We start from the raw sequence: 22892 nt of genomic DNA, 5'->3' as shown, positions 1-22892 counted from the left end.
GGTCTCAGGGCACGCGGCCTAGCGTCGGCCTCGGGCCGGGAGGAACCCGGGCCGGGGGAGGGACACGATGACGCTGGCCGACACCGTCGAACTCGGCGCGAGGTTCTTCGCCGACCCGCACGAGCTGTACCGGTCGCTGCGCCACGAGGCGCCGGTGACAGCGGTGAGCACGGCGGACGGCCTGCGGGCGTGGATGGTCACCCGCTACGAGGACGCCCGGCCCGCCCTCAACGATCCTCGGCTGTCCAAGGACTCCGCGCGGTACCACGAGGACGGCCCCATCGGGTTCCTGGACCGGCACATGCTGGTCAGCGACCCGCCGGACCACACCCGGCTGCGCAAGCTGGTGAGCCGGGCCTTCACGGTGCGGGCGATCGCGCGGATGCGCCCGCGGATCGAGGAGATCGCGCAGGGGCTGGCCGACCGGATGGCCGAGAAGGCCGCTCGCGAGGGCGTGGTCGACCTGCTCGACGAGTTCGCCTTCCCGCTGCCGATGACCGTGATCTGCGAGCTGCTCGGAGTACCGGACGGCGAGCGCGACGACTTCCGCGGCTGGTCGAACACCATCCTCTCGGAGTCGACCCCGGAAGAGCACGACGCGGCGGCCGCGGCGATGGCCGACTTCCTCTCCCGGCTCGTCGCCGAGAAGGGCGCGCACCCCGGCGAGGACATGCTCTCGGCCATCGTGAAGGCGTCGGAGGACGGCGACACGCTGTCGGCGGGCGAGGCGGCGTCGATGGCGTTCCTGCTGCTCGTCGCCGGGCACGAGACCACGGTCAACCTGATCGGCAACGGCGCCCTCGCCCTGCTGCGCCATCCCGACCAGCTCGCCGTGCTGCGCGCCGACCCGTCGCTCGTGCCGAACGCGGTGGAGGAGTTCCTGCGCTTCGACGGCCCGGTCAACCTGGCCACCTTCCGCTACACCACCGAGCCGGTCGAGATCGGCGGCACGATGATCCCGGAGAACCAGATCGTGCTGGTCTCGCTGGTCTCGGCCAACCGCGATCCCGCCCGCTACGCCGATCCGGACCGGCTGGACGTCACACGCGAGCCGGCCGGGCACGTCGCCTTCGGCCACGGGATCCACCACTGCCTGGGAGCCCCGCTGGCCCGGCTGGAGGGTGAGATCGCCTTCCGCACCCTGCTAGACCGCTTCCCCGGCCTCACGCTCGCCGGCGAGCCGGAGACCCTGGGCTGGCGGAACTCGACCCTCATCCACGGCCTGACCCGCCTGCCCGCCCGCGCCTGAAGGATCGCTCAGGTGGGCCGCGCGGTGATCATGCGGTGGTCACGTACCTTCGCCGGATCGTGCTCTCCCGGGCCTTCAGGCTGGGTGGGAGCCGCTGCGACTCCACCGTCTTCCCGTCGATCACGTCGCTGAGCATCTGGGCCGCACGCACACCCATCTCGTGCATCGGGGAGGAGACGGAGGTCAGGGGAACGGGCAGTTGGCTGACCAGCGGAATGTCGTTGTAGCCGACGATCGCGAGATCCTTCCCGACCGTTCGGCCCGCTTCCCGCGCCGCACCCATCGCGCCGATCGCGGCGAAGTCGTTGACCACGAACAGCCCGGTGGGGGGCTTCGGCGACGCCAGGAGCGCGGCGGCGGCGCGACGGCCGCCCTCGACGTCGAACGGCGAGTGCACGACGCGCGCGGCCGGGACCTCGACGCCACGCTCGGCGCAGACGTCCAGGAAGCCCCTCGTCCTGTCCCGACCCGTGCTGGCGTAGGGCTCGCCCGCGGCGACGGCCAGGTCCTCGTGCCCCAGGTCCACCAGGTGCTCGGCGGCGAGGCGGCCGCCCAGGTAGTCGTCGCAGGTCACGCTGGGGTGCGCGCCCGAGTGGCGGTTGGTGAGCACGAACGTCACGCCTCGAAGGCCCAGGGACTCCAGTAGCTCGTCGTCGTCGCCGTGGGCATCGCCGAGGATGAGCCCGTCGACGCGCCGGGCCAGCAGCATCTCCAGCCGGGCCCGGCGGACCTGCGGCTGGTCGTGGCCGTTCGCGACGAAGGTCTGGTAGCCGAGGCTGCGGGCTCGGTCCTCGATGCCCTCGTAGATCGTGGCCAGAACGACGTCGGACAAGCGCGGCACGAGCACGCCCATGAGGCTGCTGCGGCTGGTCCGCAGCCCGGCGCCGTGGGGGTTGCGCTCGAACCCGACCCGGTCGGCGATCTCCCGGATCCGCGCGATGGTGCGCGCGGAGCCGGAGCGCTCGTTGATCGTCGGCGAGCTGGACAGCGCGCGCGAGGCGGTCGAGACGTGGACGCCGGCGAGCTCGGCGACCGTCCGGAGGGTGGGCCGGCCGGAGCGGTCCAGGTGTGGCAGCGACATCGCGTGCTCTCCAGGCTCTTGCCAGGGCGGGACGACGAGGCTATCTTCGCCCAAACGTTTGGGGCAAACGATTGGCGTACTGTGTTGTGCCGACCGCCCCGCCGACCGACGAGCCTGCTGTCGAGCTCGCCTCCTGGCCCGTTCCGACTCCGAGGAGCATCGATGCACACTCCTACCGACCCCGCTGCGAGCCCTCTGCGGGCGGCCGCGGTCCAGAGCGACCCCCAGGTCGGCCTCGAGAACAAGGAGAAGAACGTGGCGGCCACGCTGCGGCAGATCGAGGACGCCGCCGACGCCGGCGCGCGCCTGATCGTGCTGCCGGAGCTGGCCAGCACGGGGTACGCCTTCGACACCCGCGAGGAGGCCTACGCGCACGCCGAGGCCGTGCCCGACGGGCCGACGTGCACGGCGTGGGCCGACATCGCCCGCCGGCGCGACCTCTACGTCGTCGCCGGCATCACCGAGGTCGACGGGGTGCGCCTGTACGACACCGCCGTCCTGATCGGACCCGAGGGCTTCGTCGGGAAGTACCGCAAGACGCATCTCTGGAACCGCGAGAAGCTGATCTTCACGCCTGGGTCGGAGTTCCCCGTGTTCGAGACCAGGATCGGTCGCATCGGGCTGCTCGTCTGCTGGGACATCTGGTTCCCCGAGGTCCCGCGGATCCTCGCGGCCCAGGGCGCCGATGTGATCTGTTCGGTGAACAACTGGGTCTGGACCCCGCCGCCGCTGTTCGACGAGGCCGGCAACTGCATGGCGTCCTACCTGACGATGTCGGCGTCGCACGTGAGCGGCGTCCCGATCGTCGCGGCGAACCGGGTGGGCAGCGAGCGCGGCGGGAAGTTCCTCGGCTGCTCGCTGATCACCGGTGTGAACGGCTGGCCGATCGGCGGGATCGCTTCCTCCGAGGACGAGACGACCCTGTACGCCGATCTCGATCTCGTGGAGACCCGTTCCGCGGTGGTCTGGAGCGCACTCAACGACCTGCCCCGAGACCGGCGCACCGATCTCTACGACGGGTTGCTGGGCTACGCCGGCGGCACGCTCCTGCCGCGATGAGCTCTCAGAAGCACGAGGCCGCGAAGCACCGGCCCCCCACGACCGAGCTCGGCGAACTGCGGTTGCCCGGGATGGTGCTGGGCGGCGCCGTCGTCGTGGCCCTCTTCGGACTCCTCGCGCTCGGCCTCGACGCCGCCACCCGATCCCGGGGCGGTCAGGGTTACGACGACTGGCTCACCGCCGTGCCGCACGACCTCGTCGCGCGCCTGCAGTGGGTCCTCGGCGACGTCACGGAGCCCCAGTTCTACAAGTCCCCGTTGGCGACGATCGGCCTGCTGCTCGGGGCCGCCCTGGCCTGGTGGGCGGGGCAGCGCGGGGCCCGCTGGGCCGGGCAGGCGATCTCCTACGGGTCCGGACTGTGGCCCTGGGTGCTCGGCGGCGCGTCGCTGAGCCTGGTCCTGTCCAACCTCGCCTTCGGTGGGAGCCTCGACGAGGGCTGGCAGCCCACCTTCGTCCCGTTCGTGTGCGTCGCGACCGCCGTCGTCCTCGTCTACGGGCGCGGGTGGCGCATCCTCGCAACCGGAGCCGTCCTCGGGGCGGTCACCACCACCCCGGTCGCGATGGTGCTGATCGCTACGGTCACCGGCCCGCTGGGCCTGCCCGTCGTGGTCGCCAATACCGCTGCGATGTCGATCGGGACGGCGATCTCGTTCCTCGTCTGCCGCCTCCTGCCCTGGATGCAACAAGCCCCGGCACCGTTGGAGACGCCGGCTCCGGATGCGCCACCGCGCAGCGCACGTGGCCCGGTCGCGGATGCGATCTGGACGATCCGCAGGGTCGTCACCGATTTCACCGAGACCCAGTTCTACGCGAACGAGCTCGCCTCCGTCGGAGTCGTCCTGGGTGTCTCGGTGGCGGTCCTCGTCGCTCCGGGCTTCCCCGCCTACGGATCCGGGCTGATCCCACAGATCCTGTTCGCGCAGGCGTTGACCTCGGCGATCGGTGTCGTCGTGTGGCGTCGCCACTACCGCGCGGGCGGCTGGGCGCCGACCTACATCTCGGTCGTCTCGGTCGCACCGGCAACCGTGCTCGCCTACGGCGGCACTCCCGTCGCCATCGTCGCCGGCGCCGTCGCCGGAGCGCTGATCTGCCCGGCGATCGCCCGCCCCATCTCGGCGCGGCTCCCGAAGGACTTCCATCCCTTCATCGGCAACACCATCTCGATGGCCGTCGCCACCGCGATCATCGTTCCCCTCGCGGGGCTCGTCACGTGATCCGGTAGCCTCGACCCGGATACTGCTAACCGTTAGGTGTTATCGTCGGAAGCATGGACGCGAGTACGACCCGCGAGCGCATCGTCGTGGCAGCCGCCGAGCTGCTGGCGGAGGGCGGGCGCGAGGCGGTGTCCACGCGCGCGGTGAGCGCCGCGGCGGGGATACAGGCGCCGACGATCTACCGCCTCTTCGGCGACAAGCAGGGCCTTCTCGACGCCGTCGCCGCTCACGGGATGGCCGAGTACCTGCACGGCAAGACCGCCCGCGCGCAGGAGCCGGATCCGGTGGAGGACCTGCGGCGGGGCTGGGACCTGCACGTCGGGTTCGGGCTCGCCCATCCCGCGCTCTACGCGCTCGCGTTCGGCGAGCCGCGGCCCGGCGTCGAGTCCCCCGCCGAGCGACAGTCGGCCGCCGTGCTCGGCGCCATGATCGGGCGCATCGCCGAGGCGGGGCGCCTGCGGGTGAGCGAGGAGCGGGCTGCGCACCTGGTGCACGCGACGGGGCGCGGCATCACGCTCACGCTGATCGGCATGGCTCCCGAGCGGCGCGACCCCGCCCTGCCCGAGTTCGCCCGGGAGTCCGTGATCGCCACGATCGCCACCGACGGCCCCGCCCGCACGGCCGCCGGCGCAGGCCCGGTGCCGACGGCCGTGACCCTGCGGGCCCACCTGCCGGGGCTGACGATGCTCACGGAGGCCGAGCGCGGGCTCCTGCGCGAGTGGCTCGACCGGGTCGCGGCCGAGGAGCGGGCCGCGCCCGCGAGCACCTGAGCGCGCGGCACCGGCTCAGCGCCGGTTCTGTCCGCGAGGTGTGCTTGCGAGCCCGGGACGGCCGAACTGCGCGCTGACGCCGTCGCTGAACGCGACGTGATCCGGCGGGCGCTGGACCCCCGCGCCGTCCGCGACGGCGTCGCCGAGGCCGACGGAGGAGAGGAGGCCGTCCTCGATCTCGAGCAGCTCGGCGCGGCGCAGCGGCCAGGTCTCGTGGGTGTTGGGCAGGTGCCACGTGCGCCCGAAGCGGCTGGTGTGCAGCCCCCAGCGGGCGGTCAGGAAGGACTCCAGCGGGCCGTCGAGGATCTCCTCGCCGGGCCGGACGACCGCCCGGCTGCGCGCGTGCACGCCGGGCCAGCGCAGGCGGGCGGTGTAGGTGCGCGGTGCGGTGGCGGAACCGTCCCCGGCGTCGAAGCGCATCCGGGCCCACCGGTAGGGCAGCGCGAAGCCGAGGCGCGCGGCGGCGACCATCGGCGCACGGTCGGTGTCGAGGCTCAGGAAGACCACGCCCCGCCGGCCGGTCTCGTCGACGCTGTAGAGCCGCACGTTGGTCTCGAGGAAGGCGCCCAGCCACGGCAGCGCAGGTCCGCGCGTGAGCCCGGCGTCGACCATCCGGAACGCCACCAGCCCCACGTAGGTGTGACCGTCGAGGACGTCCGGCCGGACGCCGCGCGGCAGGAGCGACGCGACCTGCCCCGGCCGCACCGCCCAGTGCAGGAAGGTGACCTCGCGCCACTGCTGGCGCAGCAGCCGGGGCGGCGCCAGGACAGGGGCGACGCCGGAAACGGGCTCGACAGCGGGTTCGGGCTGCGCCGGGTCGCGGGCCATGTCGGCATTCTCGCCGCATCGCTGCCGAGCTCGGCGTGCGGTAGCGCCCTCGTCCTCGACGTCCGACGACCCTGGTGCCCGGCGGGGCGGCCACCCCCGGTTCCATCGGGATGTGGGCGGAGCTGTCGTGGAGTCGGAGCGGGACCATCTGTCCATCGCGCCACTCCACGGTCGTCATGCGGTGCCCGACCTGACGCCAATCCGCGTCGAGTGCGAAGTGGCCCAACAACCTCGACGTCCGCCACCCCCGTCAGGTCTGCGGCTCCCGGCCCGCGCGCGTGCTCGGTGTGTGCGAGGTATCCGGCTGCCGCGGCCTGTGCGGCCATGTACGAGGGTGCGCGGCCGGTGCGGTCGACGAACGCTTCGGCGAACACGGCGCCCGCAGGGCCGATCTCCGGCTTCTGTGCGGTCGGCCACCAGTGCACGGGCCCGAGCACGCCATCGACGGCGGTGAGCTCCTCACCGAACGCCGGGATCCCGGCCGCGACCGCCGCGAGCAGCTCAGGCGGATGTCGCCAATCGCGTACACGTCGGACGACCTCGACGTCGTGCTCGAACTTTCCGGCTGTCAGGACCGCGACGCGGTTCTCGACGGACAGCGCGTCGACGGCGATCAGGCGCACATCGAGGTTCTGGTCCGCTGCGCGTTCCGCGGCGCCGTGGGCGACGGCGCGTGCGAACGGCCCGTCGCCCTGCACGACGAGCATCCGGTCGATGCCGCGTGCCACCGCCTCGTCGGCGGAACCGCCGTGGTTCCAGAGCAGCTGTCCGGCCTCGCGCGCCAGTGGCCCGACCGCCCGGGTCAGCCCGCTCGCGTACGGTCCGAGCAGCAGGTCGATGTCGCCGCGGTCCAGCCACTCCGAATAGGCGCGGACCGCGGCCGATCGGGAACCGCCGTCGTCGATCAGGGTCAATCGGACGCCGGTGGTCTCGGCCCACAGCCGTACGGCCTCGGCTGCGTCGGTCCCCTGCCGGGCGAACGGGCCGGTGAGACCGAGGGTCAGGGCCGCGCTGGTCGTCACGGGGTGAGCAGCACCTTCGTGGCGCGGCGCTCGTCCATGGCCCGGTAGCTCTCGGCCGCCTCGTCGAGGGGGAGGGTGAGGTCGAAGACCGCGCCGGGGTCGATCTCGCCCTTCATGATCAGGTCGATCAGCTCGGGGAGGAACCGCCGGGTCCCTGTCCTACGTCGGCTACCTGCTCGGTACGGCCCTCGTGGCGCGGTGCGTCGAGCGCGCCGGCCAACGGACCACCGTCGTGGGCGGCGGCCTGCTGGCGGTCGCGGGAACCATCGTGGTGGCGCTGGCAGGCGGCCCGGTGTTGCTCGGGGTGGGCGTGGCCGTCGCCGGTACCAGTGCCGGGCTCGTGTTCGCGCCGTTCGGCGACGCCGTGCGCGGGCTCCCGCCGGTGGCACGCGCCCGGACGCCGGCGACGATCAGCTGCGGCACCGGGTGGGGTGTCGCCGTTGCCGCCCCGATCGCCATCCTCACCGGCGACGCGTGGCGCACGGCCTACGTGGGCTTCGCGGTCTGCGCCGCGCTGAGCACCCTGCTCGCGGCGCGCACGCTACCGGGGCGCACCGCGACCGCTGCGCCCCCTGCGAAGCGGGCCGCGCCTCGTTCCGCGGTGCCGATGCTGGTCGCCGCGCTCCTCATCGGGCTGGGCAGCGCGACGTTCTGGACCTTCGCCGTCGACCAGGTCCGCGACGCCGGGCTCGACCAGGCCGCAGGCCGGATCCTGCTGGGCATCGCCGGGGTCACCAGCCTCACCGGCGTGGCCGCGGCCGACATCATCAGCCGTCTCGGCGCCCGGCTCACGTTCGTGCTCACCGCGTTGCTGGAGGCCGTCGCGATCGCCGTGATCGCCGTGGCGCCGGGCCACCTCGTCGCCGTGCTGGTCGCCGCCGCCGCCTTCGGCGTCGCCTACAACACGATCGTCGCCGTCAGCGTCCTGTGGGCCACCCGCGTCTACGCCGGACGCCCCCCGGCCGGTGCTGCCGCAGCCACCGGGGCGCAGGGCGCCGGCCTCCTCTTCGGTCCCCTCACCGGTGGTGCCCTCGCGCCTCCACCGGCCTCACCGTCGCGCTGCTGGGCGGTGCGACGGTCGTGGCCGTCGCCGCGTTCCTCTCGCCTCGCAGCGACGTGATCCGCGATCCGGTGGGTCAGGTGGGCGCCGGCGCGCCCCGGCGCAGCGACGCGACGTAGGGGCCCGGCGGCAGGAGCGCGGTGATCGGGCGACCTGTACTACGCCACGCCCGACGAGCGCGAGGGCAGACTGGCGTCATGCGTTCCGCGCTGACCATCGGGGAGTTCGCCACGGTGACGCACCTGAGCGTGCGGACACTGCGCCGCTACCACGAGGCCGGACTGCTCGAGCCCGCCACGGTCGACCCGTCCACCGGCTACCGGTACTACCTGCCCGACCAGATCCCCACCGCGCAGGTCATCCACCGGCTCCGCCGGCTCGACGTCCCCCTGGCCGAGGTCGCGGCCATCCTCGCCGCCGACGATCCGCACCAGCGCGCCGAGGTGATCGCAGGCCACCTGCGGCGCCTCGAGGCCGAGATGGACCGGACGCGAGCCGTCGTCGGATCCCTGCGCCGGCTGCTGAGTCCCGATCCGGCCGACCTCCAGGTCGAGCTGCGATCGGTCCCTGCTCGCACCGTCGCCGCCATCCGCGGCCACGTGCAGCTCGACGGCTCGCTCGCCTGGTACGACTCCGCGATGGCGGAGCTGGATGCGGCCTTCCCGCTCGCGGAACGCACCGGACCGGCCGGCGGGCACTACGCCAACGAGCTGTTCACCCACGCCGCCGGCACGATGACCGTCTTCCGGCCGGTCCGCGTACCCCGGCGGTCCGGCCGGATCGAGGTCGTCGAGCTCCCGCCCGCCGACCTCGCTGTCGCCGTCCACGACGGGGCGCACGACGACATCGACGTCACCTACGGCCGGCTCGGTGCGTGGGTGGTCGCACACGCCCTCGCCGTCGACGGGCCGGTCCACGAGACCTACCGCGTGGGGCCGCGCGACACCCCGGATCCCGACCTGTGGCGTACGGAGATCGGCTGGCCGGTCTTCCGCCTCGCCCCGGACGTCTCGCCGGGTGCGGGCACCCGCGTGCGCGCGGCCCGCGGTGGTCGGTGATCGATCTCGGAAAGACTTTGATCTCCGCGCGCCGCGGTGTGCTCGACCGCCCCGGACAGCGCGGTCAGGAGTCGGCGGGGAAGTCGGCCCCGCGGGAGAGCGATTCGCCCGCGCGGATGTCGGCGAGCATGCCCTCCAGGGTCGCGACGACCACGTCGAACCCGTCGCTGCCGAGGACGAGCCGCCGGGGAGGCGGATCCTGGCGCATGGCGGCGATCACCGCGAGGGCTCCGCGCTGAGGGTCGCCGGGCTGCTGCCCGTCCTGATCCACCATCGCGGCGCGGACGTCCTCCAGCATCGGCCGGTACTCGGCGATGGATTCCTGCACGGGTTCGTCGGCGAAGCCGGCATAGGCACGGGTGCGGAAGGCCCCGGGCTCGACCGCCAGCACGCGGATCCCCAACGGCGCCACCTCCTCGCGGAGCACCTCGGTGACCGCCTCGAGGGCGAACTTGGTGGCGCTGTAGTAGCCGAACCCGGTCACACCGCGCAGTCCTGCCACCGACGACATGCTGACGACCCACCCGCTGCCCCGGGCGCGCATGCCGGGTAACGCGGCGCGGACGACCGAGAGCGCGGCGAACAGGTTCAGCTCGAAGATCCCGCGCACATCGGCCTCGGCCGTGCCCTCGATCGATCCGTACCACCCCCGCCCCGCGTTGTTGACCAGGACGTCGATGCCGCCGTAGCGCTCCTCGGCCATCCGGACCGCCTTCTGCACCTGTGCGGCATCGGTGACGTCGAGCGGCACCACGAGTACGCGGTCGCCGTGCGCTTGTGCCCACGTGTCCAGCTCGGCGGGCCGCCGCGCGGTGAGTACCACCTGGTCGCCGAGGTCGAGCGCGGCCTCGGCGAAGGCCATGCCGAACCCGCCGGGAGTGCCGCCGGTGATGAACCAGGTCCTCGTCCCGTGACCGGGTCCGCTCACGGTTCGATCACCAGCCGGCTGATCGCGGGACCTGACGAGGTGAACCGGAAGTGCAGATCGGCCACTCCACCGGGGAAGTTCCCCTCCAGGTGCTGGAGCACGTCGACCTGCGTCTCGTCGATCGTGGTGGCACCGGTGAACTCGGTGGTGAAGGTGTACTCCCCGGCCGCCCTTCCCATCCAGGTCCGGATCTCGTCCCGTCCGCGGTAGGTGCGCCCCTCGTCAATCACGACGGCGTCCTGCGTGAACGTCGTGATCGCCGTGGCCGTGTCATGGGCCTGGTGCGCGGTGAGGTACGTGGTGATCGCGGTCGGTAGTTCGTCCCACGAGGTCCTGGTGGCCTCGGTTCCATCGACTGTCATGCCCCCACGCTCCGGTCTCCCCCGGGGAGAGGGTCAAGGGGCCGAAGACTCCCGGGTCCGGTCGAGCTGCACCTGGAGCCCGTCGAGCAGGTAGTCCATCCCGCAGGCGAAGGCGCGGTCCCAATCGTCGTCGTAGAGGTAACCGCCGCCGGCGAGCGTCGGGTAGCGGTCGTTCTGGGCGCGGAGCTGCTGCTGGCCGACTCGGCGCTCCTCGGCGGAGATCTGCAGCGTCGACTGGGATGCGGCCGAGCCCATGACGTGGTTGTACAGCGCCCACGTCGCCGCGGAACGGCTGCTTCCGTGGAACCCCGCGCGCGCGAGCGTCGCTTGCAGGATCTCCATCCAGGTCAGGAAGTTCGGGCCGATCGTCGGTCGGCGCCGGGCCGGCAGGGCGGAGGCCCACGGGTGGCGCAGCATCGCGGCGCGCCACGCCGTCAGCACGGCGGTGACGTCGTCCCGCCACGAGGCCGCGGATCCTGTTCCGGGGGGAACATCCCCGAAGATCTCGTCGACGGCGAGGTCGAGCACGTCGTCCTTGGTCTCGACGTGCCAGTACAGCGAGGGCGCGACCACTCCGAGCCGCTCGGCGAGCCGCCGCATGGTGAGCCGCTCGATCCCTTCCTCGTCGAGCAGTTCGACGGCGGCTCCGACGATGCGGTCGAGCGTCAGCGGTGGCGCACCCCTCTTGGTGGGGCGCGGGCGCAGCCAGACACTGCGCACCCCGTCATCGGGGACCTGATCGCTCGCCACGTTCGTCACACCTCACCCACTCCGACCGGCCGGACCGCCCCGGCGAGTGTAGTACGGTGATCGCTGCCCCTAACGACGTTAGAGGGAGCCGAACGACGGTAGCGAGACGGGGAGAACATGGTGGAGGACGCCTCGCGACGGTGGTGGACGTTGCCGGTGGTGAGCGCGGCGCAGTTGCTGGTGGTTCTGGACGGGACGATCGTGAACATCGCGCTTCCGTCGGCGCAGCAGGCGCTGAGCATGTCCGACTCGAGCCGGCACTGGGTCGTCACCGCGTACGCGCTGGCCTTCGGCGGCTTGCTGCTGATCGGCGGGCGGATCAGCAGCGTCCTCGGTCACCGGCGCACGTTCATGATCGGTCTTGCCGGGTTCGCCGCCGCGTCGGCGCTCGCCGGGGCTGCGACGGGCCCGGGCATGCTGTTCGCGACGCGCGCGTTGCAAGGCGCGTTCGCCGCGATCCTCGCGCCCGCCGGGCTGTCGTTGTTGACCACCGCCTTCAGCGAGGGGCGTGAACGCGGCCGGGCATTCGGGGTGTTCACAGCGGTCGGGGCCGCCGGATCGGCAGTCGGGCTGGTGGCGGGCGGCCTGCTCACCGAGTACGCGAGCTGGCGGTGGTGCCTGTTCATCAACGTCCCGGTCGCGCTGTTCGCGCTGCTCGGCACCACGGTCGTCCCGCGGGACCGGCCCGCGGCCGGGGCGGGGCGACTCGACCTCCCGGGCGCGGTGCTCAGCGCCGCGGCCTTCGTCGCCGTGGTCTACGCCGTCAACCAGGCCGAGTCGCTCGGGTGGGGCTCGCCGGTGGTGGTGGCGCTACTGGCCGTCGGAGTGCTGCTGCTGGGTGCGTTCGTCGCCGCAGAGGTGCGCGTGCGCCACCCGCTGCTGCCGATGCGGGTACTGCGCCATCGCGGCCGCGCGGGTGCGTTCGCAGCGGTCACGCTGATGTTCGTGGCCATGTTCGGGTTCTTCCTGTTCATGAGCTACTACACGCAGACGGTCCTCGGCTACTCGCCGGTGCAGGCCGGGATGACACTGATCATCAACGCGGTGGCCGCGTTGATCGGGTCGACCTTCATCGCGGGAAAGCTGCACGGTCGGGTCGCACCGGGTGTGGTGATCGTGGCGGGGCTGCTCTCGGCCGCGGCGGGGCTGCTCATCGTGACCCGCTTGACGCCGCAGAGCGGGGAGGTCCTGGCCCTCTACCTGACACCCGCCCTGGTCCTCACCGGCCTCGGCCTCGGATGCGTGCTGTCGCCGACCGCAGGCCTGGCGACCGCGCACCTGCGACCGCACGACATCGGTGCCGCAGCCGCGACCTACAACGCCGCACAGCAGCTCGGGGCAGCGCTGGGCACCGCCCTGTTCAACACGGTCGCCGCGAGCGCTGCCGCGTCGCGTCTCGTGGAGCAGGAGATCACGGAGACCGCGGCGACGGTCCACGGCTACGCCACCGCGCTGACCGTGGCCTTCGGGGTCCTCGCCGCAACGGCATGCATCGCCGCGGCGCTGATCCCGCTGCGCACGCCACGAGCACCGGACGGAACCGCCGAATCACACGTTGCGCATCGGTGATCCGTGGCCGAGGACGGCCAGACATCGCAATCCCGAGTTCGAGGAGAGGGAAGAGAAGTTGATGGACCAGGAACGGGAAACCGCCGGCATCGTCAGCGGCTTCGTGCCGGTGATCGACCTGTCCGATCGGCGCAGTGCGCACGGGCGCGCCGTCCTCGCCGCAGCGATCGGTGAGGCTTGTGCGCGCTCGGGATTCTTCACGATCGTCGGGCACGGGGTGCCTCGACCGTTGGTCGAGCGGCTGTACACGACGACGAACGCGTTCTTCCGACTTCCCGATGCGGAGAAGGCGGCAGTGGCGAGCGGACCGGACGTATCCGGTTTCCGACGTTCCGGCGGGACGACCGCCCAGAGCCTCGACCAGAAGACGCCGCCCGACCTGTGCGAGGCCTTCGGCGTGCACGTCACGGGCGAGCTGAGCGCGCGCGAGCGAACCGGGCTGGGCGACTACCGGGCACCGTGGAAGCTGGCCAACGCCTGGCCGAGCGCCCCGACCGACTTCACCACCACGTGGCACGAGTACATGTCGGTCATGACGGAGCTGTCCGCCGACCTCATGCGCCTGTTCGCCCTCGCGCTGGAGCTCGGCGAGGACTTCTTCGACGACCGGTTCGACCGGCACCTGTCGTCGCTCACCGCCAACTACTACTTCCCGCAGATCGAGTCGCCCCTTCCCGGCCAGCTGCGCAGGGGGCCGCACACCGACTTCGGCGCCCTGACCGTTCTCTACCAGGAGGACGACCTCACCGGCCTGCAGGTCCGCACCGACACGGGTGAGTGGCGCGACGTGCCGGCCGTCCCGGGCAGCTTCGTGGTCAACATCGGCGACCTGATGGCCCGCTGGAGTGGTGGACGCTGGGTGTCGACCCTGCACCGCGTGGTCAACCCGGAGGGCGGGGACACCTCCTCCCGCCTGTCCGTCCCGTTCTTCTACCAGCCCAACCACGACGCCCCGGCCGGCCCCGTGCGGTCGCTCACCTCCCCGGACGACGCGCAGAACCCGAGCGAGACGGCAGGACAGTGGATCGCGACGAAGATGCAGAAGCTCTTCGCCCCGGCGCCGTAGTCCGTGGTGCGCTCCAGGCCGCGCTTCCCGGCCGGCGCACAGAGCGCGCTCCGTCGGCACGGGTCCTCTGGTGACTGCACGGCTCCTTGACGGGTCACGGATGCTCTGCAACGATCCGTTCCGCCATCCGGTCAAGTGTCCGCTCAGTGGACAGTAGCGGCAACGGCGCGGGCACGAGATGGCCCGCGCGCGGATCCTCGGCCTCGAGATGTCCGGACGGTGCACCGAGGCGGTGGCCGAGTCGGACGTGGGGGAGCGAACGTGGGTACGACCCAGGCAACGTGGTGGCAGAAGGTCGCCCTCTTCGGCCCCGGGCTCGCTCTCGCGGCCACGAGCGTCGGTGCGGGCGACCTGGTCAGCACGCTCGAGGGCGCGGGGTCCTTCGGCATGGGCCTGGTGTGGATCGCGGTAGTCGGCGTGGTCATCAAGTACGTGCTCACCGAGGCCAGCGGTCGTCTCCAGCTCAGCAGCCCGACAACGCTGATGGCCAAGATCGCCTCCATCCACATCGGCTTCGCGTGGTTGTTCCTGGTCGCCGTGGTGGCCATGACGACGCTGTACGGAGCCGGTCTCGGATCAGTTGCAGCGCTGGCCCTCGAGATGATGATTCCCGGGTTGCCCGCTGTGCCGACGACCATCGCGATCATCCTGATCTCGGGAGCGATCGTGTACGTCGGCAAGTACGACTTCTTCGAGAAGTACATGGTCGGCTTCTCGGTCGTGATGTTCCTCGGTGTCGTTGTGATCGCGATCTTCGCGGCCGGTGCGATGGAGGAGCCGGCCACCATCGTCGAGACGTTGACGATATCGATACCGGGTGGTTCCTTCCCGGCCGCCCTGGCGATGATCGGCGGCATCGGCGGTTCCGCAACGATCGCGATCTACGCCTACTGGGTGCGCGACAAGGGGTGGACCGACATCGCGTACCTCACGAGGATGCGGAAAGACGCTGCGGTGAGCTATGCGGCCATCCTGGTGTTCGTGCTCTCGCTCAGCACCGTGGGCACCGCCCTGGTGTTCGGCACCGGACTGACGATTTCCGGCAACGCCGAGCTCGAGGCGTTGGGCGCTCCCCTGCAGGAACTGTTCGGGCAGTTCGTCAGGGTCACCTTCTTCGTCACCTTCTTCGTAGTGGTGTTCTCGTCCATCGTCGGAGGCTTCAACGGGTTCTGCTACATGCTGGCGGACTGCATCCGGGTGGTGCGGCGGATACCGGATGATCAGGCGGACGAGTACATCGCGCCGAAGCGCCCCTTCTTCACCGCGGTCCTGGCTTTCCAGGTGCTCGCTCCGTTGGTCATCATGTTCGCCGGTCGCCCGGTTCAGCTCGTGCTGGCCTACGCGATTTCAGGGGCCTTCTTCCTGCCCCTGCTCGTGGTGGCCTTCCTCATCCTGCTCGGCCGACGGCGGGTCTCACCCGAGCTTCGCAACAGCAAACCGGTCACCGTGGTACTCGTGATGTCCTTGGTCCTGTTCGGGTCGCTGGCCATCAGCCAGACGGTCGGTCAGCTGGCCGGCTGACCGCCGGCGCCGCCCCGCAGCTCCACGCCGTCACGCTCGGGACCGGCCGGCGGCTGCTGGTAGCCGTGCTCGGTCATGCGGGCCTCGGGCAACCGCTCGCACAACACGCAGTCGGGCCAGAAGCGCTGCGGGACACGACCGCTCACCGGGTTCCGGTAGTGGAACCACATCGGCAGGATGGCGGGCCACTGGAGGGGCGTCCCCGTACCGCCGCGGAACCCCTCCTGGCGGCGGCCCAGGTCGGTCAGCGCGACGTCGGGCGGGTACGTACCCAGCAGGCGACTCGGTGGCGGGAGTGGCTCTCCCTCCGGTCGCGCCACCGCGGACGCCCAGCCGCCCCTCCAGTCGTGCGACGAGAAGTAGTGCTCGTCGATGGTCACGCTCCACAGCCGCCAGACGCCGTCCTCGAGCACCGCCTGGTCGTTGGGGTACATCCCGGCGTGCAGGCCGCCCATGTAGAAGCCCTTGGGCGTGCCGGCCGGGTCGATCGAGGTGCGCGGCTGGAACAGCCGGGTGCGCAGGTTCGCCGACCGGCCGTCCGGTGACACGTGGATCACGGGCTGGGTGCGCCAGTGGAACGAGATCGCGCGACGGCGTTCGGGGGTCGGGCCCCAGTTCGCCTCGGCCGCGCCGATGATCCGGTCGCGGCCCACGTAGTAGCCCGCGAACGGCGACTGCTTGTGGCCGTCGACGGCGAAGATCGCCGCCATGTCGTCCCACTGGAAGTCGTCGAGGTAGTAGCCGTACGCGGAGGAGACGTTCTCGACGCCGTCGTAGGCCTGCGAGCGCGCGAGCCGGCGCGTGAGATCGGCCAGGTCGAGCGGGGTGGGGTGGGGTCGGTCAGGGGGTGGTTCGTCGAGCGGAGCATCCCCGGCGGGTGCCGCGTCGGGAGACGCCCGGCCGGGCAGCGCGATCCCACCGTCCGCCCACCCCTCGAAGTAGTCGGCGCGCAGCAACGGTGTGAGCGTCGTCCCCTTCAGCTTCCACAGCCCGTCCTCCTTGACGAAGCGGTTGTGGAACGCGGAGAACTCCCAGGAACCCTCCCGCGCGGTCGCATCGCCCAGCAGACCCAGCTCGATGCCGCTGCTGCGGGCTTCCCGCCCGCCGGGCAGCACCTCCACGATGACGTCGAAGCTCGGGCGATCGTTGAGGTGGCCGGGGGACAGGCCTTCGGGCCCCATCGTCTCCACCGCGTGACGTACGCCCGCCCGCCCTGCGTACTCGCCCACACCCGTGATCGTGACGACCGCGTCCTCGACGAAGAGGTCGACCACGTCGCTCCACATCCTGCGATCGACGTAGTAGCCGTAGGCGTTCTGCAGGTTGCGGACCGCGTCCTCGTCGTTCAGCCGGCCGATCCTGGCCGCGAGGTCCTCGACGGTCGCGGCGCTGCGCGGCGGATCGCCGACCGCTGGGGGGATCGGCATCCCCGTCTCGTCGGCGGTGAAGTGCTTCGCCACCACCGGCAGATCCTGACCGTCGACGTTGGTCCAGCCGTCGCGGTCGTCGCCCTCGAACCGGGGGTGGTACCGCAGCTGCGCGATGCGCCAGTGTCCGTCCTCCAGGACGTAGTCGTTCTCGTAGATCCCCCCGTCGATGCGCGCCGTACCCCTGCCGTCGCCGAGGAAGCGCATGGCCATCCACCGGACCTGGGCCGTGCGCCCGTCGACCGAGAGGTTCGCGAGCGGCTCATCGATGATCTCGGTGTGGAGGGAGCCCGGTGCGCGGCCGTTCATCGCGCCCGCACGGGCCGCGAGCCATGCCCCGATCGCCTCCCGTCCGGTCACGGTCTCGTCGCCCCAGCGCACCGTGGCGTCGTCGGCGAACAGCGCGGCCATCGCGGACCACCGCCCGAACTGGCCGTGCTGGGCGTAGCTGCGCTGTAGGTTCTTCACAGCGCGAAGCGACTCGACCCGCGCGACGTCGCGCGCGAGGGCGTCGATGGCGCACTGCTCCGGCGCGTTCATCCGTGCTCCCCCTCCCGCTCACTCCGGCACAAAGCTGCTGTGCGCGATATGGCGCACCCCGCCGTCGGCCTGGACGGCGTCGTCTCGACTGTTGAAGTAGTAGATCGTGCCGATCCGGCCCGGCTCGGCCTCGAAGGCGTTGGGATATCCCAGATCCCAGCTCCCACCGTCGTCCCGGACGATGATCTCGGGACCCCAGCTCCTGCCGTCGTCCTCGCTCACCACGGCGCGGATGCCGTAGGGCGGCAGCCGGTACCCGTAGACGACGACCAGCCGCCCGTCCTCCATGGCGACCAGGCTGCCCGGGGCCCCGTAGTCATTCACCCGCGAGAGGAACTCCCAGGTCAGGCCGCCGTCGTCGCTGGAGAACAGCTCTGTCCACATCACGCCGGTGGGGTCGCGCTGACACCGCAGCGTGCACAGGATGCGGCCGCCCGCCACCATCACCCCACGGGGATAGAACCAGCGGTGACCGCCGAACCGATAGGTGCTCTTCCAGTCCCCCTCGGCCGCCGCGAAGGGGTCGTGCTTCGGCGTGATGAAGGACAGGAAATGGAACCTCGTGCCGTCGTCGGTGCTGGCGTAGACCAGCGGCCTGCGGTTCCACCCGTCCTCGCTGACCTGGATCAGGAACAGCAGGCAGCGGCCGTCGGGGCGCACCAGCGCCGAGTTGATCGCCGACAGCGAGTGCAGCCCGTCCAGCGGCAGTTCGGCGGCCGGAGTCCAGCTGTGGCCCGCATCCGTCGAGACGCGGACGAAGGAGCGGCTCTCGGGCTTGCCGAAATCGGTGCTGCTGTTGCTCACCAGGACGTCGCGGTCCAGGAAGTCGAACGGGCCCCAGCGCGCCATATCTCCGGGACCGTCCGCCGTCGGCCGCGGGTAGACGTCGAACTCGGGATCGGCCCAGGTGCGCCCGCGGTCGGCCGACCGGATCGTGACCAGCCGGCTCCCGCGGCCGCCGCGTTCTCCGAGCCGGTCGTGGCTGATCCCGGCCGGGTTGTCGTAGTCGGCGTCCAGGGACATGAAGTTGGCGACCAACCCGCCCGACGCGGTCTCCCAGAAACCCATCGTGTAGGGCCAGGCGCAGAACTGCCCGGCACGTCGGTGGACGACCGTGTGCTGTGCGTCCTTCGCGGCTCCCGGCCGGCCGAACCTCCGCATCGTCCTCACCTCTCAGCCGGCGGTCGAATAGATGCGGGCGGCGTTGTCGTGGAGCAACCGGCGCGCTTCCTCATCGGTCAGGAAGTCGGTGGCGGCACGCGCCATGGCGGCCTTCCCGGCGTAGTCCCAGAGCATGCTCTGGCCGACGTCGGATCCCCACACGACGCGGTCGGGACCGAAGCTGTCGACCATCCGCCGCACGAGGTGCGCCGGCCGGACGTCCTCCGCGTCCAGCCGCTCCATGTTGATCTCGGTGAGCTTGAAGTGCACGTTCGGCACGTCCTCGAAGATCCCGATCGTGGAGTCGATCCCGAAATGCGGCGGGCCGGGGAGCACCACCTCCTCACCCGCTTCCCCGGCGAGCCGGACCTCGTACTGGGTCATCCCGAACGGCATCCCGCCGTGGTCGAGCAGAATCGGCAGCTCCGGGAACCGCCTTGCGATGATCTTGATGAGTGGCAGCAGGTACGGGAGCTGCTTCGTGAACAGGATCAGCGTCATCGGCGTGGCGAGATCCGCGCACGCCTTCCAGACCTCCATCGCCTGCGGCGAACTGAGCCATGCGGTGTCCAGGATCCACGGCCGCGTATGGGCCATCCGGAAGCCACGCACGTGATCGTCGGCCACCATCCGGCGATAGCGGTCGGGGGTGTCGGGATCCTGCGGGTCGAGGATCACCACCGGGTGCAGCCGGCCGGGGAACCTCCGCGCCGAGTCGAGGATGTAGCGGTTGTCGTACCCGTAGAGGTGCCCGCGTTGGACCAGGCACGCGTCGGTGACGCCCTGCTCGTCCATCATCGCGATCAGCGCCTCGACGGTCACGGTGAAGTCGGGTTGCCGCGGCGTCGGGAGGTCGGCACGCAGGGGCGTGGGGCGGTAGGTGTCCCAGTCGTCGGAGATCAGGTGCGCGTGGGTGTCGAAGAGTGGCAGATCCATGTTCCCGCTTTCGTCCGCGTGCCGGGACGGCGACCGGATGGCGCCGATCGTCGGTTCGTCACTCCGCCGGAGTCATCGTCATCCAGGCCCGGCGCTCCGGCGGTGCCTGCGCCCCGTCCTGTCCCTGCCAGCGGGCGGTGCTGATCGTGGTGTAAGCGCCGTCGAACCACGCGAGCGGCGCGAAGTACATCAACTCCGCCGCCCGTGCCTGCATCCGTTTCAGCGCCTCACCACGTTCCGCCCGGTCGCTCGTGTCGAGCGCGGCGGCGATGGCGGCGTCGATCTCCGGGTCGCAGACGCCGGAGGGGTTCTGCGCGGTCGCCTTCTCCTCGTTGCACTCGTACCAGCGTGCGATGCCGAGGCTCGGGTCGGGCCCGAGGCTCGTCCGCAGGAAGGCGAGGTCGAAGTCGCTCTCGGGGTACACCGTCTCGTTGAACACCGCCCCCGACGTCCCGACGATCTCGACGGCGATCCCGATCTCGCCGAGCATCGACTGCGCCATCTCCACCGTCTTGCCGACCTCGGTCAGCGGGGTGATGTACAGAACCTTCAGGGCGAACCGCGTGCCGTCCGGCCCCCGCTCGAAGCCGGCCTCGTCGAGGGTCCGGTTGATCGCGTCGAGATCGCGCGGGTAGTCCTGGTCGAAGTCGACCTCGGGGTTGACCGCCCAGTCGATCTCGGGTGGGACGAACCCGTTCGCGGGTGTCCCGAGCCCGGTCAACGCGTTCTCCACGATCGCGTCGCGATCGAGCGCCGCGAAGATCGCAGCGCGCACGGCGGGATCGGACAGTTGAGGCGTCTGCGTGTTGAACATCGCCACCACCGACTGCGGGAAGATCCCGTGCTCGAGCAGCCGGGTGTTCTCGTTCGCCGACACCCGGGCGTGCTGCGACGGATCCAGGAGCGCCTCGTCGATCTCGCCGGCGAGCAGCGCCTCCGCACGGGCGTTCGCGTCGGGGATGACCGTGAAGACCCCGCGTTGCACCTGCACCTCGCCGCCCCAGTAGTCCGGGTTCCTGGTGAGCACGACCTCCTGGCCGGAGGTGTAGGAGTCGAACATCATCGGGCCGGTCCCGATCGGTTCCTTGTTCGCCTGGTTGGTGACGTAGTCGGTGCCTTCGTAGATGTGTTTGGGCAGCATGAACTGCGAGGCGACGGTTTCGAGCAGTGGCCCGAACGGCGTGGTGAGGTGGACCGTCACGGTGGTGGGGTCGGTGATCTCGACCGATTCGATGCGTTCTGCGAGCAGTGCACCGTAGGTTTGGATCGGGACGATCTCCTCGAAGTTGAACTTCACGTCCTCGGCGGTGAACGGTTCGCCGTCGTGCCAGGTCACGCCGCTGCGCAGGTGCAGTGTCAGATCGAGTCCGTCCGCGCTCACCTCCCACCTCTCGGCCAGCCCGGGCGAGAGCTCGTAGTCGTCGGAAAGGGCGATCAGGGGATCCATGATCTGCGCGCTGAACAGCAACGAGATCGGAGCGCTCACGAACTGCGCGTTCAACCCCAAGGTCATCGGATCGCCGCCGACCGCGTACACGTAGGGGCGGTCGGCCTGCGTGCCACCGCCCCCGGAGCACGCGCTCAGCACGCACACGCCCACCACGAGGGCGGCGAGCGATCGACCACGTCCTGTCCTGTTCATTCGCGCCGTGTTCATTCGCGCCGGCTCCTGCCTCTTTGCGGGATTTCGGTCCGCGGCCTGAACGCTCATCCGGCCGGTGTCATCGCCGACCAGGGCACCCGCTCCGCCATCACCCGCGGTGCGTCCTGCCCCTGCCAGCGCACGTTGCTGATCGTCGGGAACGCGCCGTTGAACCACGCGAGCGGCACGTAGAACATCAGCTCTTCCGCCCGTGCCTGCATCCGCTTGAGCGCCTCGGCCCGCTCGGCCCGGTCGCCGGTGTCGAGCGCGGCGGCCGCGGCGGCGTCGATCTCCGGATCGCAGACGCCGGTGGGGTTGGACCCGGTGGCCCGCTCCTCGTTGCACTCGTACCAGGTCGAGATGCCCAGGCTCGGGTCGGGCCCGATGCTGGAGCGCACGAAGGCGAGGTCGAAGTCGGCGTCGGCGTAGATCCGCTGGCTGTACTCGGCGCCGCCCGTGCCCTTGATCTCGGTGGCGATCCCGACCTCCTCGAGCATCGACTGCGCCATCTCCACCGTCTTGACGACCTCGGTCAGCGTGAAGATGTAGAGGATGCGCAGGGTGAACCTCGTGCCGTCGGGGCCCCGCGCGAAGCCGGCCTCGTCGAGCGTCCGGTTGATCGCGTCGAGATCACGCGGGAAGTCCTCGTCGAAGTCGACCTCGGGGTTGACCGCCCACTCGATCTCGGGCGGGACGAACCCCGTGGCGGGTGTGCCGATCCCGGACATCGCCGTCTCCGCGAAGGCATCGCGATCGAAGACCGAGTACAGCGCGGCGCGAACGGCCGGGTCGGCGAGGTACTCGTTCTGCGAGTTGAACATCATGGTGATCATCTGCGGGAACATGCCGTGATCGAGCAGCTGGGTGTTCTCGTTCGCCGACACCCGGTCCTGCTGCGACGGATCCAGCACGGCTCCGTCGATCTCCCCGGCGAGCAGCGCTTCGGCCCGGGTGTTGGGATCCTGCATGACCGTGTACACGGCGCGGTCCACCTGGGAGACCTCGCCCCAGTAGTCCGGGTTCCTGGTGAGCACGACCTCCTGGCCGGAGGTGTAGGAGTCGAACATCATCGGGCCGGTCCCGATCGGTTCCTTGTTCGCCTGGTTGGTGACGTAGTCGGTGCCTTCGTAGATGTGTTTGGGCAGCATGAACTGCGAGGCGACGGTTTCGAGCAGTGGCCCGAACGGCGTGGTGAGGTGGACGGCCACGGTGGTGGGGTCGGTGATCTCGACCGATTCGATGCGTTCTGCGAGCAGTGCACCGTAGGTTTGGATCGGGACGATCTCCTCGAAGTTGAACTTCACGTCCTCGGCGGTGAACGGTTCGCCGTCGTGCCAGGTCACGCCGCTGCGCAGGTGCAGTGTCAGGTCCAGTCCGTCCGCGCTCACCTCCCACCTCTCGGCCAGCCCGGGCGAGAGCTCGTAGTCGTCGGAAAGGAAGATCAGGGGATCCATGATCTGCGAGCTGAACAGGATCGGGTACGTGCCGCCGACGAACTGCGCGTTCAGCCCGACGCTCATCGGGTCACCGTTGACCGCGTACACGTAGGGGCGGTCGGATTGCGTGCCACCGCCCCCGGAACACGCGCTCGCCACGAGCAGGCTCGCCATCAGGGCGGCGAGCATCCCGCCGCGTCTCGTCCTCGTCAT

19 protein-coding genes and 1 pseudogene are annotated in these 22892 nt (G+C 70.9%); 9 read left to right on the top strand and 11 right to left on the bottom strand.

Going from position 1 to position 22892, the window contains the following annotated elements; genetic code table 11:
- Positions 1 to 67 precede the first annotated feature (67 nt).
- Positions 68 to 1249 carry a cytochrome P450 gene (locus tag CFP66_RS39520; RefSeq protein ID WP_094930493.1) on the top strand — a complete coding sequence of 394 codons (1182 nt, stop codon included), beginning with the start codon at positions 68 to 70 and terminating at the stop codon, positions 1247 to 1249.
- 28 nt (positions 1250 to 1277) lie between these two features.
- On the opposite strand, the gene CFP66_RS39515 is transcribed toward CFP66_RS39520, so the two are convergent.
- Entirely contained in the window at positions 1278 to 2330 is a 1053-nt protein-coding gene (locus tag CFP66_RS39515; RefSeq protein WP_094930492.1) for a LacI family DNA-binding transcriptional regulator, read from the bottom strand.
- Positions 2331 to 2492: 162 nt separating this feature from the next.
- Here CFP66_RS39515 and CFP66_RS39510 point away from each other — a divergent pair, with 162 nt between their 5' ends.
- The 3 genes from CFP66_RS39510 to CFP66_RS39500 are packed head-to-tail and all read left to right on the top strand — an operon-like array spanning position 2493 to position 5373.
- A complete protein-coding gene (locus CFP66_RS39510) occupies positions 2493 to 3389 on the top strand; it encodes a nitrilase family protein (RefSeq protein WP_094930491.1) in 897 nt (298 codons plus the stop codon).
- Positions 3386 to 4603, top strand: a complete 1218-nt coding sequence (locus CFP66_RS39505) for a hypothetical protein (protein ID WP_094930490.1) — start codon at positions 3386 to 3388, stop codon at positions 4601 to 4603. The genes CFP66_RS39510 and CFP66_RS39505 overlap by 4 nt, the downstream gene beginning before the upstream one ends.
- A gap of 53 nt (positions 4604 to 4656) precedes the next feature.
- Positions 4657 to 5373: a TetR/AcrR family transcriptional regulator gene (locus CFP66_RS39500; RefSeq protein ID WP_094930489.1), complete on the top strand. Its 717-nt coding sequence runs from the start codon at positions 4657 to 4659 to the stop codon at positions 5371 to 5373.
- Between the two features lie 15 nt (positions 5374 to 5388).
- Here the strand turns inward: CFP66_RS39500 and CFP66_RS39495 are convergent, their stop codons facing one another.
- Both CFP66_RS39495 and CFP66_RS50520 read right to left on the bottom strand, forming a co-directional pair.
- Entirely contained in the window at positions 5389 to 6201 is an 813-nt protein-coding gene (locus CFP66_RS39495) for a YqjF family protein (RefSeq protein ID WP_094930488.1), read from the bottom strand.
- A 785-nt stretch (positions 6202 to 6986) separates the two neighbouring features.
- A pseudogene (locus CFP66_RS50520) lies at positions 6987 to 7223 on the bottom strand (ABC transporter substrate-binding protein); the annotation flags it as partial.
- 190 nt (positions 7224 to 7413) lie between these two features.
- Here CFP66_RS50520 and CFP66_RS39480 point away from each other — a divergent pair.
- The gene (locus tag CFP66_RS39480) at positions 7414 to 8343 is read left to right on the top strand and encodes a YbfB/YjiJ family MFS transporter (RefSeq protein WP_233160081.1); all 930 of its coding nucleotides are present in this window, start codon (positions 7414 to 7416) and stop codon (positions 8341 to 8343) included.
- Between the two features lie 137 nt (positions 8344 to 8480).
- Positions 8481 to 9341: a MerR family transcriptional regulator gene (locus CFP66_RS39475; RefSeq protein WP_094930486.1), complete on the top strand. Its 861-nt coding sequence runs from the start codon at positions 8481 to 8483 to the stop codon at positions 9339 to 9341.
- 64 nt (positions 9342 to 9405) lie between these two features.
- Here the strand turns inward: CFP66_RS39475 and CFP66_RS39470 are convergent, their stop codons facing one another.
- From CFP66_RS39470 to CFP66_RS39460, 3 genes are read right to left on the bottom strand one after another with little or no spacing between them, the layout of a single operon-like run.
- Positions 9406 to 10269: an SDR family NAD(P)-dependent oxidoreductase gene (locus CFP66_RS39470; RefSeq protein WP_233160080.1), complete on the bottom strand. Its 864-nt coding sequence runs from the start codon at positions 10267 to 10269 to the stop codon at positions 9406 to 9408.
- On the bottom strand, positions 10266 to 10631 hold the full coding sequence (locus CFP66_RS39465; RefSeq protein WP_094930485.1) for a nuclear transport factor 2 family protein: 366 nt from the start codon (positions 10629 to 10631) through the stop codon (positions 10266 to 10268). Before CFP66_RS39465 ends, CFP66_RS39470 begins: the two co-directional genes overlap by 4 nt.
- Positions 10632 to 10664: 33 nt before the next feature.
- On the bottom strand, positions 10665 to 11381 hold the full coding sequence (locus CFP66_RS39460; RefSeq protein WP_198961984.1) for a TetR/AcrR family transcriptional regulator C-terminal domain-containing protein: 717 nt from the start codon (positions 11379 to 11381) through the stop codon (positions 10665 to 10667).
- A 117-nt stretch (positions 11382 to 11498) separates the two neighbouring features.
- Here CFP66_RS39460 and CFP66_RS39455 point away from each other — a divergent pair, with 117 nt between their 5' ends.
- From CFP66_RS39455 to CFP66_RS39445, 3 genes are all read left to right on the top strand, one after another.
- Positions 11499 to 12950 (top strand): MFS transporter, encoded by a 1452-nt coding sequence (locus CFP66_RS39455; RefSeq protein ID WP_094930483.1) that lies wholly within the window; start codon positions 11499 to 11501, stop codon positions 12948 to 12950.
- 61 nt (positions 12951 to 13011) lie between these two features.
- Positions 13012 to 14016 (top strand): isopenicillin N synthase family oxygenase, encoded by a 1005-nt coding sequence (locus tag CFP66_RS39450; RefSeq protein ID WP_094930482.1) that lies wholly within the window; start codon positions 13012 to 13014, stop codon positions 14014 to 14016.
- A 135-nt stretch (positions 14017 to 14151) separates the two neighbouring features.
- Complete coding sequence (locus CFP66_RS39445; protein WP_369805265.1) at positions 14152 to 15537, top strand: Nramp family divalent metal transporter; 1386 nt, start codon at positions 14152 to 14154, stop codon at positions 15535 to 15537.
- Here the strand turns inward: CFP66_RS39445 and CFP66_RS39440 are convergent.
- The 5 genes from CFP66_RS39440 to CFP66_RS39420 are packed head-to-tail and all read right to left on the bottom strand — an operon-like array spanning position 15522 to position 22892.
- The gene (locus CFP66_RS39440; protein WP_094930480.1) at positions 15522 to 17504 is read right to left on the bottom strand and encodes a nuclear transport factor 2 family protein; all 1983 of its coding nucleotides are present in this window, start codon (positions 17502 to 17504) and stop codon (positions 15522 to 15524) included. The two genes, CFP66_RS39445 and CFP66_RS39440, sit on opposite strands and share 16 nt — an antisense overlap.
- 18 nt (positions 17505 to 17522) lie before the next feature.
- Positions 17523 to 18665, bottom strand: coding sequence for a sialidase family protein (locus CFP66_RS39435; RefSeq protein ID WP_094930479.1), 1143 nt, complete (start codon positions 18663 to 18665; stop codon positions 17523 to 17525).
- A 12-nt stretch (positions 18666 to 18677) separates the two neighbouring features.
- Positions 18678 to 19601, bottom strand: coding sequence for an amidohydrolase (locus CFP66_RS39430; protein ID WP_094930478.1), 924 nt, complete (start codon positions 19599 to 19601; stop codon positions 18678 to 18680).
- A gap of 58 nt (positions 19602 to 19659) precedes the next feature.
- The gene (locus CFP66_RS39425; RefSeq protein ID WP_158228398.1) at positions 19660 to 21258 is read right to left on the bottom strand and encodes an ABC transporter substrate-binding protein; all 1599 of its coding nucleotides are present in this window, start codon (positions 21256 to 21258) and stop codon (positions 19660 to 19662) included.
- Between the two features lie 50 nt (positions 21259 to 21308).
- Positions 21309 to 22892 carry an ABC transporter substrate-binding protein gene (locus CFP66_RS39420; protein WP_158228397.1) on the bottom strand — a complete coding sequence of 528 codons (1584 nt, stop codon included), beginning with the start codon at positions 22890 to 22892 and terminating at the stop codon, positions 21309 to 21311.

Source organism: Pseudonocardia sp. MH-G8 (assembly GCF_002262885.1).
GTDB lineage: Bacteria > Actinomycetota > Actinomycetes > Mycobacteriales > Pseudonocardiaceae > Pseudonocardia.
This window is presented reverse-complemented; position numbering and strand designations above follow the sequence as displayed.

Bases quoted from the DNA above. Each gene is read 5' to 3' on its own strand.
- CFP66_RS39425 (WP_158228398.1), bottom strand. From the start codon at position 21,258: ATGAACACGGCGCGAATGAACAGGACAGGACGTGGTCGATCGCTCGCC.
- CFP66_RS39430 (WP_094930478.1), bottom strand. From the start codon at position 19,601: ATGGATCTGCCACTCTTCGACACCCACGCGCACCTGATCTCCGACGAC.
- CFP66_RS39455 (WP_094930483.1), top strand. From the start codon at position 11,499: ATGGTGGAGGACGCCTCGCGACGGTGGTGGACGTTGCCGGTGGTGAGC.
- CFP66_RS39465 (WP_094930485.1), bottom strand. From the start codon at position 10,631: ATGACAGTCGATGGAACCGAGGCCACCAGGACCTCGTGGGACGAACTA.
- CFP66_RS39505 (WP_094930490.1), top strand. From the start codon at position 3,386: ATGAGCTCTCAGAAGCACGAGGCCGCGAAGCACCGGCCCCCCACGACC.
- CFP66_RS39520 (WP_094930493.1), top strand. From the start codon at position 68: ATGACGCTGGCCGACACCGTCGAACTCGGCGCGAGGTTCTTCGCCGAC.
- CFP66_RS39475 (WP_094930486.1), top strand. From the start codon at position 8,481: ATGCGTTCCGCGCTGACCATCGGGGAGTTCGCCACGGTGACGCACCTG.
- CFP66_RS39510 (WP_094930491.1), top strand. From the start codon at position 2,493: ATGCACACTCCTACCGACCCCGCTGCGAGCCCTCTGCGGGCGGCCGCG.
- CFP66_RS39440 (WP_094930480.1), bottom strand. From the start codon at position 17,504: ATGAACGCGCCGGAGCAGTGCGCCATCGACGCCCTCGCGCGCGACGTC.
- CFP66_RS39515 (WP_094930492.1), bottom strand. From the start codon at position 2,330: ATGTCGCTGCCACACCTGGACCGCTCCGGCCGGCCCACCCTCCGGACG.
- CFP66_RS39435 (WP_094930479.1), bottom strand. From the start codon at position 18,665: ATGCGGAGGTTCGGCCGGCCGGGAGCCGCGAAGGACGCACAGCACACG.
- CFP66_RS39495 (WP_094930488.1), bottom strand. From the start codon at position 6,201: ATGGCCCGCGACCCGGCGCAGCCCGAACCCGCTGTCGAGCCCGTTTCC.
- CFP66_RS39450 (WP_094930482.1), top strand. From the start codon at position 13,012: ATGGACCAGGAACGGGAAACCGCCGGCATCGTCAGCGGCTTCGTGCCG.
- CFP66_RS39420 (WP_158228397.1), bottom strand. From the start codon at position 22,892: ATGACGAGGACGAGACGCGGCGGGATGCTCGCCGCCCTGATGGCGAGC.
- CFP66_RS39500 (WP_094930489.1), top strand. From the start codon at position 4,657: ATGGACGCGAGTACGACCCGCGAGCGCATCGTCGTGGCAGCCGCCGAG.